This is a genomic window from Streptomyces sp. CC224B, from assembly GCF_030010595.1.
Classification (GTDB): Bacteria; Actinomycetota; Actinomycetes; order Streptomycetales; family Streptomycetaceae; genus Streptomyces; species Streptomyces longispororuber.
Genome location: NZ_JASCXL010000067.1, coordinates 41,466 through 54,248, shown reverse-complemented (window position 1 = coordinate 54,248; position 12,783 = coordinate 41,466). Strand labels below are relative to the sequence as shown.

Below are 12,783 nucleotides of genomic sequence, written 5' to 3'. Positions count from 1 at the left end.
CGTCGCCTCGGGCGGGGCCGTCGCCTCGGGCGGGGCCGTCGCCTCGGGCGGGGCCGTCGCCTCGGGCGGGGCCGTCGCCTCGGGCGGGGCCGTCGTCCTTGCCACCGCGTTCGTCCCCGTCGCCCCGGTCGCCCCGGTCGCCCCGGTCGTCCCGTTGGCCCCTGGCTTTCCTGGCTTCCCTGGCGCCCCTGGGTTCCCTGGCACCCCTGCCGTCCCCCTCGTCCCGCCCGGCCAGGACCTCGGCGACGACGGATACGTGGGTACCGGGGTCGGTGGCTGGCAGCAGCGTACGTACGCAGGTGTCGGCATCGTTGTCCGCGCCGCCGGGTTGACCGGAGCGACCGGAGCTGCCGTCGGGGCCCTCAAGGTCACCGGAGCTGTCGGGACTGTCAGACCCGTCACGGCCACCCGGCCCGCCCAGTCCGCCGGGCCCGCCCAGTTCCTCGGCCCCGTCCGGCCCGCCCGGTCCGCCGCCGTCGCCCGCCTCCACCACGGCCACCTCCCCCACGGTCCGGTGGGGCGCGGGCAGTCCGGCGCCGCCGCCGTTCGCCAAGTGGAAGCGGACGTCCACGCGGCGGCCCTCACCGGTCTCGACGAGGACGTCGCAGCGGTCGAAGCCGCCGAGGCCGCGGCGGAGCCGGGCGTCGCCGAACCGGTCCAGGGCGGCCGGGTCGGCGAGCGCGCACGGGTCGGCGGTGCGGTGGTCGCCGAGTACCGGGCGGCGGCCGTCGCGGCCGTGCCGTCCGCCGTCGTCGTCCTCGTCCGACCACAGCCCCGGCATCCAGACGGCGGTGGCCAGCGTCACCGCGGCCACGCCCACCGCGATCGCGAACTGCCGTGACCTGCCCTGCGGTGCGTGCCGCCCGGGGCCCGGGCCGCTGTCCTGCCCGAGGCCGTCGCCCTCGTCGTCGCCCTCGGCGCTCGCCCGGGGCAGCGGCTCCTGCGGACCCGCGATCCCGGCGAGGAGCCGCCCGGCCTCGGCCGCGTCGGGCCGGTTCCCCGGCTCGGCGTCGAGCATCGCGGGCAGCAGCGCGCGCAGTGGCCCGAGCCCCGGCCCCAGGGCGACCTCGCCCCGCGCGGCCTGCCGTTCGGCGACGGCCGGGGCGACGCCCCTGCCGGTGCGCGGGCGCGGCGGGCGCCCGGTGACCAGGGCGTGCACCAGGGCGGCCAGGGAGAACACGTCGGACGCCGGTTCGGGCCTGCCCCGCACCACTTCGGGCGCGGCGTAGTCGGGGGTGTAGCTGAGCGCGCCGGGCGGCGCGGCGGTGTCCCGGCCGCCCACCCGGTAGGCGCCGCCGAAGTCGGCGAGTTTGGCGAGTCCTTGGGGCGTGGCGACGATGTTGCCGGGCTTCACGTCGCCGTGCACGACGCCCTCGGCGTGCAGCGCGGCGAGCGCCGCCGCGACCTGGGCGCCGACCCGCGCGGCCCGCTCCGGCGCGAGGGGCGGCCGGTCCGCGAGGCTGCCCCCGGCCACGTACTCCATGACCAGCCAGGACGCGGTCCTGCGGCGCGGCCACGCCCAGCCGCCCTCGGGCAGCGTGAGGACGTCGTGCAACGTGACCACGTGGGGGTTGCTGAACCGCGCGAGGGCGCGCGCCTCCGCCTCCAGTCGGTCGGACTCCTGCCGGTCGGGCCGGGTCGTCCCCCGGCCCTGCGGCCGCAGCCGCTTGAGGACGACTTCGCGGGGCAGCCGCTGGTCGCGGGCGATCCACACCTCGCCCATGCCCCCGCGGAGGGGGCCGCGCACCAGCCGGTAACGCCCCCCGACCGTCGTGCCCCGGCGCACCCCTGCTCCCCTCGGCCGTGGTCCGGCCCCGCCGCCGCTCACCGCTGTCCGCCACGCGAGACCGAACCTACTGCGCGAACACCGCACCCCACAGGGCCTTCACGGGATGTCCGCGCAGTGCCCCCGCGGCGCGCGGGGGCGGCGCGCGGCGGGGGCGCCGACGGCGCGCGCGAGCCCGTGGCCCCCGGGGCGCCGACGGCGCACGCGCGCCCTCAGCCCGGGGCCGGCGCGGCCGCCCGGTGGTCGAAGGCGATCAGCGGATCACCGGTGAGCGGGTGGTCGACGACGGCCGCCCGGACGCCGAACACCTCGGCGAGCAGCTCCGGCGTGAGCACCGCGCGCGGCGGTCCCGAGGCGACGACGGCGCCGCCGTGCAGGACGTGCAGCCGGTCGCAGACCGAGGCGGCGGCGTTGAGGTCGTGCAGGGACACGAGCGTTGTACGCCCCTTGCCGCGCAGCAGGGCGAGCAGCTCGACCTGGTGGCGGACGTCGAGGTGGTTGGTCGGCTCGTCCAGGACCAGCACGTCGGGCGCCTGCGCGAACGCCCGGGCGAGCAGCACGCGTTGGCGCTCCCCGCCGGACAGCGCGGTGAACCGCCGCTCGGCCGCGCCGTCCATGCCGACCTCGGCGAGGGCGCGCGTGACGGCGTCCCGGTCGGCGGTGCCCTCCTTGGCGAAGGCCCGCTGGTAGGGCATGCGGCCGAGCCCGACGACCTCGCGTACGGTCAACTCGACGTCGGCGCCCCGCTCCTGGGGCAGCGCGGCGACGTGCCGGGCGGACCGGGCAGGGGGCAGCGCGCGCAGGTCGGTGCCGGACAGCAGGACCCGGCCGGCGGTGGGCCGCAGGTGCCGGTAGACGGTGCGCAGGAGTGTGGACTTGCCGCTGCCGTTCGGCCCGACGAGTCCGGTGATCTCGCCGTCGGCGGCGACGAGGTGCGCGCCCGCGACGACGGTGCGCCCGGCGTAGGCGACGGACAGCCCCTCGATGTCGACTCTCACAAGCCACACCCGGATCTCACAGGCCACTCCTCTGCCTCGTGGGTCTCATCTGCCTCGTAGATCTCACCGGTCTCATCGGTCGCTCCCCAGCCGCCGGTCGAGCAAAAACAGCAGTGTGGGCGCCCCGATCAGCGAGGTGACGACGCCGACGGGCAGTTCCTGCGTGTCCATGGCGGTACGGCAGATCAGGTCGACGACGACCATCAGGACCGCGCCGCCGAGCGCGGACAGCGGAAGGAGGCGGCGGTGGTCGTCCCCGACGAGGAGGCGGCAGGTGTGCGGCACCATCAGGGCGACGAAGGCGATCGCGCCGGACACCGCGACCAGGGCCCCGGTCAGGAGGCTGGTCACGACGAACAGCTCCCGGCGCAGCCGCCCGACGTCGACGCCGAGGCCGGCGGCCGTCTCGTCGCCCAGCAGCAGCGCGTTGAGGCCGCGGGCGCGCGCCTGGAGGAGCACCAGGGCGGCGGGGACGGCCACCGCGGGCACGGCGAGCAGGTCCCAGGTGGCGCCGCCGAGGCTGCCCATGAGCCAGAACAGCACGCTCTGGGTCTGCTGTTCGTCCCCCGCCCGCAGGACCAGGTAGCTGGTGAAGCCGGACAGGAACTGCCCGATGGCGACCCCGGCGAGCACGAGCCGCAGCGGCGCGAAGCCGCCGCCGCGCCGGGCCGCGGCCCACACCAGCCCGAAGGTGACCAGGGCGCCCGCGAACGCGGCCCCCGAGAGCTCGAGCGCGCTGCCCGCGCCGAGGCCGAGCACGATCGCCGCGACGGCCCCCAGGGAGGCGCCGCTGGACACCCCGAGGAGGTACGGGTCGGCCAGCGGGTTGCGTACGAGGGCCTGCACGGCGGTGCCCACGAGCCCGAGCCCGGCGCCGACGAGCGCGGCGAGCAGGGCCCGCGGCACCCGCAGCTGCCACACGATGAGGTCACTGGTACCGGGCCGGGGCGCGTCCCCGTTCAGCCTGCGCGCCACGACGGCCCACACCTCGCCGGGCGGCAGGGAGGTGGACCCCCGGGAGACGGCGAAGGTGAGCGCCACGAGCAGCGCGCCGGCGAGCACGAGGGCGAGCCCAGAGGCGGGCACCCGCCGCCCACCACGGCGTCGTTCTTCCGTACGGGACGCCGTCACGGCCGCCGGACCTCGCGCGAACGGTCGGGGCGGGGACGATCGGGACGATCAGGACGCAGGCGGTCCAGGCGCAGACGATCAGGCCCCGGACGGTCCGCGCGCAGACGGTCCGCGCGCAGACGATCCGGAGGCGTACGATCCGGAGTCGTACGATCCAGACGCGGACGATCCGGACGCGGGCCGTCAGGGCGCGGACGATCAGGACGCAGACGATCGGGACGCAGACGATCGGGGTACAGCCGCTGGGCGATCCGCACCACCGTGTCGGCGTTGGAGACACCGGCGATGGTGGTGGCCTCCGACCGGATCCGCAGGAACCGGCCCGCCTTCACGGCCCGCAGCCCCTTGGTGGCGGGGTTGCGCTCCAGCCAGGCCCGGGCCTCGTCGAAGGCCTTCTCGTCGGCGGCGGCGCTGCCCCGGTTGCGTACGCCGAGCTGGATCCAGTCCGGGTCCTTGGCGACGACGTCCTCCCAGCCCACGGGCTTGAACGAGCCCTCGCAGTCCCCGAAGACGTTCCGCCCGCCCGCGAGGGTGATCACGGCGTGGGCGACCTGCCGGTCGCACACCGCCATGGGCTGCTTGGTCCCGGCGTCGTAGTCGAAGAAGAAGTACGAGGGCCGCTCCCGCAGAGGCACGCCGCCGACGGCCTTCCGTACGGCGGCGACCTTCGTCCGCATCCCCCGGACGATCTCCTCGGCGGTGTCGCGGTGGCCGGTGACGGCTCCGAGGGAGGTGATGTCCCGCTCGACGGCGGAGAGGTCGGTCAGGGGCTCCTTCCGGGCGGCGGCGCAGGCGGTGGACTTCAGGTACACGTGCTTGATCCCGGCGGCGGCGAACTCCGCGGCGGCAGGGGCGTCCCCGGCACCCCCCATCCCGCCCATGGAGGTGAAACTGTCGATGTAGAGATCGGCCCCGGACCCCAGCAGCTTCTCCTTGGGGATCACACCCCGGCTCAGCACCTTCACGTCACCGGCCCGCGCCCCGAGGGCCCCCGGCAGGGCACCCTTCCCGGGCGGGAAACCGGTCCCGGCCACCTGGTCCCCCGCTCCCAGCCGCAGCAGCAGTTCCAGAGCGGCGGCGTTACTGGTCACGATCCGCCGCGGCGGCGCGGAGAACGAGGTCTCGCGCCCCGCACAATCACTCACCCGCACAGGAAACCCGTCAACGGCCTTCCCGCCCCCACCGCTTCCCCCACCCCTACCACTCCCACACCCACCAACGAGCAGCCCACCCACGACCACTGCCACACCCCACCCCACACGCACACGCATCGCACCCCTCCTGTGCCCCGACTCGAAGACCGGGCGTGAGGCCCGGCGAGTCAGGAGTCGGCCGGGGCGGGGGTGGGGTTCCCGGACACCAAAATTGCGAGGCCTGACCAGCTAATTACGCGTGCGACGCTCCCACCACCGCTCGAGGATGCCGCGGATCCGCCCGACGGCCAGCAGCATGGCGACACACCTGGACTCGACCGGCTCGGCGTCGAGGCCCGCGAAGAGGGGAGAGCTGCAGAAGCAACGCCACCGCGGGCTACACCCCCCGAACGCGCCCCGGCTGGGGCACGCGGTCCTACCGCACGCGTGGTTCTCAGCACCGCGCGCCGACCGCGTTCTCCCAAGCGGAAGGCGCCTGGTGGACCTGGTCCGCGAGGTCGGTCAGCGCCGTCCGTGCACCCGAGCGGTCGCCTGCTACTGGCGCCCGGCCCTGTCAGCCCCTGTCAAAGAGCCAGTCGGCGCCCCTAGGCCTTCACCACCGCACCGCATTTGTGACAGGCATAGGCTTACATCGTCACGACTCCTGAGACGGAGAGGCCTTGCAGTGATAGTCCGACTTGATGGCGTATGAGGCGGAGTGCCGGTATTCCAGCTAGTAAGTAAAAAACGGCTGACAGCCGCTCAAAGCCGCAGGTCATGGCCTGTGGTCCCCGCGCGTGCGGGGGTGGTCCCGTGATGCCGGCCGCGCGGGCGGCCGTCATGCTGTGGTCCCCGCGCGTGCGGGGGTGGTCCCGACTCCACACCAGCCGCGTCAGCAGCCTCCAAGTGGTCCCCGCGCGTGCGGGGGTGGTCCCTGGCCGCCGGGCGTGGGCGCGCGGTGCTCGGTGCGGTCCCCGCGCGTGCGGGGGTGGTCCCAGGTCGACGGCGGCCGCCGCGCCCTCGCTCAGGCGGTCCCCGCGCGCGGGGGTGGTCCCTCTGGAGCGCAACAGCCCCAACTCATGGCGCAGTGGTCCCCGCGCGTGCGGGGGTGGTCCCAGCAGTAAGCGGCTAGCTAGTCTGCCGGGCGTGTGGTCCCCGCGCGTGCGGGAGTGGTCCCATCGTCCAGCGAGGGAAGCGATACCTGGGCCAGCGGTCCCCGCGCGTGCGGGGGTGGCCCCTGGGATGCACGGATGGCTGCGTGCTCCCCGCCAATGCGGGGCTTGGAAGACCCTCACGATGGGGCCCGTCTGTCTACCGCGTGTGTGTGGCCCACTCATCACTCCGCATGCGACCGCAAGCCCAATAACAGGCAGCCGATCACCGCAGCGCGCGATGAGCCGCCTTCTAGACGCTTGTCGACGTCACGCTCCCTTGCGTGGCTGCTTACCAGGTCAGTGGGCCCCACAGTGCCGGAGACAGGGAGCAGGGCACCCCAGCGAAGCCGCTCGGCTTAACTGGGAAGCACGTATAGCTAGAGAAACATCTCAACGAAGCGCGAGCGCGACGCAGCCAACAAGTGTAGGCTCAACGCCCGTATCTGACGCGGCTGTTGGCCCACAGGGCCGAGCCCCCCAGCCCAGATCTCGATCCCAACGAGTGGCCAGGAGGCCCGGCGGGATGCCGCGAGAGCCGCGTCTCACGACACGAAGGGAATGATATTCAATGACCGGACCGAGCATGTCCGCGCCTAAGCACGGACCGCCCTTACCTGGGCACCCCGCTCTGCACGTCCTGCTCATGACGTTGATCGCGGCGTGCCCGTCGACGCCTTCCCCCTACGCCCCTTGGGTGTGGGGGTCAGTTGTTTTGGTCGTGGTGCTGATCCGCCCGGCCGTGTTCATCCCGCGCCGCACCTGATCGCAGATCGCGTGGGTCTCGGGTGCCGCTGCGGCGGCGCCCGGGAGTCCCCGCCGTCACAGCACCCTCCCGCCGCAGCATCCCCTCACGTCCGTAACACGTCGCCATAGGCGTTCGGCGAGATTTCACGTTGCCCCGTACGCAGGATGGGACAGGCATGTTTCATGCACCCATGACCCCCGAACCCCGTGAAGCCCAAGCACCGTTCGCCGAGCTGTCCCCAGCCGCTCGTACGGCGTGGGCGAAGCACGAGCGCTCGTCGGACAGCTCACTGCCCCTGTGGCGGCACCTGGCGGACAGCGCCGCCGCGGCCGGGCAGTTATGGCAGTACTGGGTGCCGAAAGGCGTCGTGGAGTTGGTGTCCACGGCACTGCCGGGCGGGGCGGACGACGCACTTCGGCTCGTCCGGTTCCTGGGGGCTGCCCACGATGTCGGCAAGGCGACGCCCGCCTTCGCCTGCCAGGTGGAGCCCCTGGCCGGGCGCATGCGGGACGCCGGGCTCGATATGCCGCTCCGCCAGGAGTACGGGCAGGACAGGCGCCTCGCGCCGCACGGCCTTGCCGGGCAACTGTTGCTCCAGGAGTGGTTGGCGGAGCGCTTCGGCCTGGGCAACCGGGCGAGCGGACAGTTCGCGGTGGTGGCCGGTGGTCATCACGGGGTGCCTCCCGACCATCAGCAGATCCATGACCTCCAGCTACGACCGCATCTGTTGCGGCATCCAGGGCCGAGTGAGGAAACATGGCGCCGGGTGCAGTACGAGCTCATGGACGGTTGTGCCGAACTGGCCGGCGTGGCCGCCCGGTTGCCCGCCTGGCGCAACGTACGCCTTCCGCAGCCCGCACAGGTGGCGCTGACCGCGGTGGTCATCCTCGCCGACTGGATCGCCAGCGCACCGGAACTCTTCCCGTACGACCCGGACACCTGGCGGCCGGAGGGCCCTGCCGGTGAGCGCCGAAGGTTGCGAGCCGCCTGGGAAGGACTGGCGCTGCCCGAGCCGTGGGTGCCGGGGGAGCCTCCGGGCGAGCCCGCCGAGCTGTTCGCCCAGCGGTTTCCCCCTCTGACGGGTGCCGACATACGCCCCGTGCAGACGGAGGCCGTACGGCTCGTCCGGGAGATGCCCGCACCGGGGCTGCTGGTGATCGAGGCACCCATGGGTGAGGGAAAGACGGAGGCGGCCCTCGCCGCGGCGGAGGTCCTGGCCGCACGCGCGGGCGCCGGCGGCGTGCTCGTCGCCCTGCCGACACGGGCCACCAGTGACGCCATGTTCTCCCGGTTGATGGCGTGGCTCGACCACCTTCCTGGACGGGGAGAGGAGGGCGAAGCCCGTTCCGTTGTCCTCGCGCACGCCAAGGCGGCGCTCAACGACGAGTGGGCCGGGCTGCTCGCCGACGGGCGGCGAGCCGTCGTCGCCGTCGACCTCGACGGCGAGGAGACCGTGGCGCCCGGACGTCTTCGGCCTTCCGGGCTGCACGCGCACCAGTGGTTACGGGGGCGGAAGAAGCAGTTGCTCGCCTCCTTCGCGGTGGCGACCATCGACCAGGTTCTGTTCGCCGGGCTGAGAAGTCGCCACCTCGCACTGCGCCACCTCGCAGTCGCGGGCAAGGTTGTCGTCATCGACGAAGTGCACGCGTACGACGCGTACATGGGCCGGTACTTGGACCGCGTACTGGAGTGGCTGGCGGCGTACCGCGTCCCCGTCGTACTGCTTTCGGCGACGCTTCCTGCGACACGTAGGAACGCTCTCGTAGCCGCATACTCCGGTGGCAAGGACGACGAGAACCGGTCTCTCAGCGCCGCCTACCCGCTGCTCACCGCGGCCGCACCGGGACATCCGACGCTCACCGCGACGCCTCCCGCCGCCTCCGGACGCCGTACCAACGTCGTGATCGAGCGCCTGGACGACGATCTCCCCCTCCTGGCCGACCGCCTGGAACGTGAGCTGTCCGAGGGCGGCTGCGCCTTGGTTCTCCGCAACACGGTCGAGCGCGTACTGGAAGCCGCGGATGTCCTGCGGGCCCGGCTCGGGGACGACACGGTCACGGTGGCGCACTCGCGGTTCCTGGCCGCCGACAGGGCGGCCAAGGACGCGGCGATGCTCCGGCTGTTCGGGCCGGACGGTGCGGAGCGGCCGCGACGGCATGTAGTGGTGGCCAGCCAGGTCCTGGAGCAGTCGCTCGATGTGGACTTCGACCTGCTGGTCACGGACTTGGCGCCCGTGGACCTGGTGCTCCAGCGCATGGGGCGTCTGCACCGACACGCGAGGGTGAGGCCGGCGCGCCTGGCGCGGCCACGCTGTCTCATCACGGGAGTGGCCTGGGAGGAAGATCCACCGAAGCCCGCGTCCGGGACGCTGGCCGTGTACCGGAGCGAGTACACCCTGCTGCGCACCCTGGCGGTCCTCGGGCCGTTCCTGGCCGGGGAGACCTTGGCGCTCCCAGACGACATCAGTCCACTCGTACAAGCTGTCTACTCCGAGGAGCCCGTCACCTCGGACGCGTGGGCCGCCCGGCTCGAAGAAGCCCGCATCGCGCACGACGCGTTGCTCGCCGAGAAGCGAGAGCGTGCCGCGGGCTTCCTGCTCGGCCCGGTGCGGCGGCCGGGACGGCCGGTGTTCGGATGGCTGGACACCCATGCCGGAGACGCGGACGACAACGCCAAGGGGCGCGCTCAGGTGCGGGACTCCGACGACACGCTGGAGGTGCTCGTCGTCCAGCGTCAGGCCAACGGCCGGCTCACCACCGTCCCCTGGCTGGACGGCGGCGCCAAAGGCGAGCGCGGAGGGTTGGAGCTGCCCGTGGACTTCCCGCCGTCACGTCGCGCCGCCGAAGCCGTGGCAGCGAGCGCCCTCACGCTTCCCGGACGCTTCAGCACGCCGTGGATGATCGACCGGAGCATCGCCGAGCTGGAGCGCTTTCTGATCCCCGCCTGGCAGGTCAAGGAGTGCCCCTGGCTGGCGGGTGAGCTGATCCTCGTCCTGGACCACGATTGTCAGACCCGTCTGTCAGGCTTCCGTCTCACCTACAGCCGCACCGACGGCCTGCGGGTGACGGCTCCCGGCGCGTCCACGAACCAGCACGGCGAGTCAGGAGACGAAGCAAGGAGACCAGAGGAGAAAGGAAGCCCAAGTGACAGAGCCCTTGGCGGACTTACCGACACAGCGCCGGATGGCCCCGCCCAGACACGACGTCCCAGCGTTGACCACGGTCAGCGCACGGAGGCGGCCGTGGCCGCCAAGACTGCCGAGCCGCCGTCCTTCGACCTGGTGTCCGCGCCCTGGCTCCCGGTCCAGCGTAGCGACGGGACGGTGGAAGAGGTCTCCTTGCTCCGCCTCTTCGAGGAGGCACATCACCTCCGGCGGCTGGTCGGGGACGTGCCCACCCAGGAGTTGGCACTCCTGCGGCTGTTGCTCGCCATCCTCTACGACGCGCTCGACGGGCCTGCCGAGTTGGAGGACTGGGAGGAGCTCTGGAACTCACAGGATGCGCTCTCCGCAGTCCCGGGATACTTGGAGCAGCACCGGGGCCGCTTCGACCTCTTCCACCCTGAGCATCCGTTCTTCCAGGTCGCGCACCTGCGCACCATCAAGGACGAGCTGGCTCCCCTCAGCCGTATCGTCGCGGACGTTCCGGTGGGCGACCCCTTCTTCGCCATGCGGCATCCCGGAGTCGATCACCTGTCGTACGCGGAGGCGGCGCGCTGGCTCGTCCACGCCCACGCCTACGACACGTCCGGGATCAAGTCGGCCATGCGCGACGACCCGCGGGGGAAGGCCGGAAAGGTCTATCCGCTCGGTGTGGGATCTCTGGGGGACCTCGGCGGAGTCTTCGCCGAAGGGGACACACTGCGGGAAACCTTGCTGCTCAACCTCATCGCTGTTGAGGAGGCGTACGACCGCGCGGAAGAGGCGGAGGACGACAAGCCCGTGTGGCGGCGCCCACCAGCAGGAGCCGCGGAGCGGACCGATACGGCGGCCGGTCCCCACGGTCTGCGCGACCTGTACACCTGGCAGTCCCGCAGGGTTCGGTTGCACGCGCAGGACGGTGTGGTGACCGGAGTCGTGCTCGGCTACGGCGACCCGCTCAGGTGGTCGTCTCCGTGGACGCTGGAGCCGATGACCAGTTGGCGGCGCAGTCCGACGCAGGAGAAGAAGCAGAAGCGCCCGCTGGTGTACATGCCTCAGCGGCACGATCCCAGCAAGGCGGCCTGGCGCGGGCTCGCCTCCCTGCTTCCCGCGCGACAGCAGGCGACGGACATCGCACGGCGCGGTGAGGCTCCGAGCACCCGGCGCTCCGGCGTCACCCGCTGGGTCACCCAAGTCATCACCAACGGGGAGGTCGCCCCCGGCAAGCTGGTGCGGCTGCGCCTCGTCGGTGCGGTCTACGGAACTCAGCAGTCGGTCATCGACGAGATCGTCGACGACTCCGTCGTCCTGCCGGTCATCACTCTGCACGAGGAGGACCCGGTGTACGGTGCGGCGGCCGTGGATGCCGTCAGCGACGCCGAGCAGTCCGTGATCGCGCTCGGACAGCTCGCCACGAACCTCGCCCGTGCCGCGGGCACCGACCCCGCCTCCCCCACCGCGACGGCGCGCGACCTCGGTTTCGGCGCGCTCGACGGCCCGTACCGCGCGTGGTTGAAGGACTTGTACGCCTTCCCGGACCTGCTCGTGGCTCGCCAGGAGTGGCGGACCACGGTGCGCAGGCATGTCGTGCGGCTCGGCAGGCAACTTCTCAACTCCGCCGGACCCGCCGCCGACGAAGGGCGCCTGGTGGACATCCCAGGGCGCGGTCCACGGCTGCTGGACACAAGCCGTGCGGAGAGCTGGTTCCGTGCCCGGCTCGACAAGATTCTCGGGCCGCCCGCCGCGAAGGACTCGCGTTCCCCGGCTTCTCGGGTCACCACTGATATGCGCACGGAGGCGTCATCATGACCTCGGCCAGCACCGGTACGACGCGTTCTCTCGTCGCCCAGGCGACGACGGAGATCATCGGGCGGCTTCAGGCGGGATACCGCAGCAACGTCGCCTCCGCTGTCGCCTCCGTGGCCAGACTGCGTCGCGAGGCCGGCCGCGATCCACACAGCACTCCCACGGCCTGGGGTCTCGACGACTTGGAGGCACTGACGAGGCTCCGTGCTCGCGCGACTCAACATCAAGAGGGCGACATGTCGGAGGCGTTGTCGTACCGGGACGTGCTTCGGCATGAGCAGCAGGAGGAACGCGAGGATCGCGCGGTCCACCTGGCTGTCACCCTCTGGGCATTGCACCAGCAGTCGATCCGTGAGGAAGCGATGCACGTCGATCGTTGGACGCTGGGCCGTGCCGTGCGACGTCTGGCCGAGGGCAGGACAGGCCCGCAAGACCGGGCCACCGACGGGGATTCCGGTCAGGCCGACGCTTCGGAAGGGACCGCGTCCCCTAAGGCAGTACCGGACACTGACCTCAACCCTGGCGTCCGCAAGCGCTTCGTACGCATCGGAAGCTCGGCCGACTTCGAGACGCTGGGCGTCCGGCTCCGCGAAATGGTGCTGCTGCTGCGTGCCGCCCGCATCCCCCTGGACTACGGCAGCCTTGCCGATCAGCTCGACCGCTGGCAGCAGCTGGCGTTCCAGGCCGACGTAAGGCGGGAGTGGGGGCGGGGTTTCCACCGCGCATACGCGTCCTCCGCGTCGAACGAGCGCGATGGGGAGACACCGTCCGGCTCCCCGCCCGACGACCTGGACACGAGGAGTGCGGACACGGGCGATTAGCCCCCGGGCGCGGCGCCCGCACCCTTCTCCACAACCACCCGCCTACGTACGGGCGACAAACCACCTGCCC

Annotated in this window: 5 protein-coding genes, 1 pseudogene and 1 CRISPR repeat array; of the genes and pseudogenes, 2 read left to right on the top strand and 4 right to left on the bottom strand. The window is 72.5% G+C overall.

Annotation, left to right across the window (positions count from 1 at the left end):
* From QK440_RS25420 to QK440_RS25405, 4 genes and pseudogenes are all read right to left on the bottom strand, one after another.
* Positions 1-1,786 (bottom strand): serine/threonine-protein kinase (locus QK440_RS25420; RefSeq protein ID WP_282795522.1); only part of this gene is annotated, 1,786 nt, incomplete at its 3' end.
* Positions 1,787-1,998: 212 nt separating this feature from the next.
* On the bottom strand, positions 1,999-2,784 hold the full coding sequence (locus tag QK440_RS25415) for an ABC transporter ATP-binding protein (RefSeq protein ID WP_282795521.1): 786 nt from the start codon (positions 2,782-2,784) through the stop codon (positions 1,999-2,001).
* A gap of 72 nt (positions 2,785-2,856) precedes the next feature.
* Positions 2,857-3,870 carry an iron ABC transporter permease gene (locus QK440_RS25410; RefSeq protein WP_282795520.1) on the bottom strand — a complete coding sequence of 338 codons (1,014 nt, stop codon included), beginning with the start codon at positions 3,868-3,870 and terminating at the stop codon, positions 2,857-2,859.
* A 263-nt stretch (positions 3,871-4,133) separates the two neighbouring features.
* Positions 4,134-5,186, bottom strand: a pseudogene (locus tag QK440_RS25405) (ABC transporter substrate-binding protein); the annotation flags it as partial.
* A 648-nt stretch (positions 5,187-5,834) separates the two neighbouring features.
* A CRISPR array of direct repeats spans positions 5,835-6,286; the repeat unit is 27 nt; unit sequence GGTCCCCGCGCGTGCGGGGGTGGTCCC.
* 851 nt (positions 6,287-7,137) lie between these two features.
* On the opposite strand from QK440_RS25405, the gene casA reads away from it, so the two are divergent.
* Both casA and casB read left to right on the top strand, forming a co-directional pair.
* Positions 7,138-11,895 (top strand): type I-E CRISPR-associated protein Cse1/CasA, encoded by a 4,758-nt coding sequence (casA, locus tag QK440_RS25400; RefSeq protein WP_282795519.1) that lies wholly within the window; start codon positions 7,138-7,140, stop codon positions 11,893-11,895.
* Positions 11,892-12,713, top strand: a complete 822-nt coding sequence (casB, locus tag QK440_RS25395) for a type I-E CRISPR-associated protein Cse2/CasB (RefSeq protein WP_282795518.1) — start codon at positions 11,892-11,894, stop codon at positions 12,711-12,713. The genes casA and casB overlap by 4 nt, the downstream gene beginning before the upstream one ends.
* Positions 12,714-12,783 lie beyond the last annotated feature (70 nt).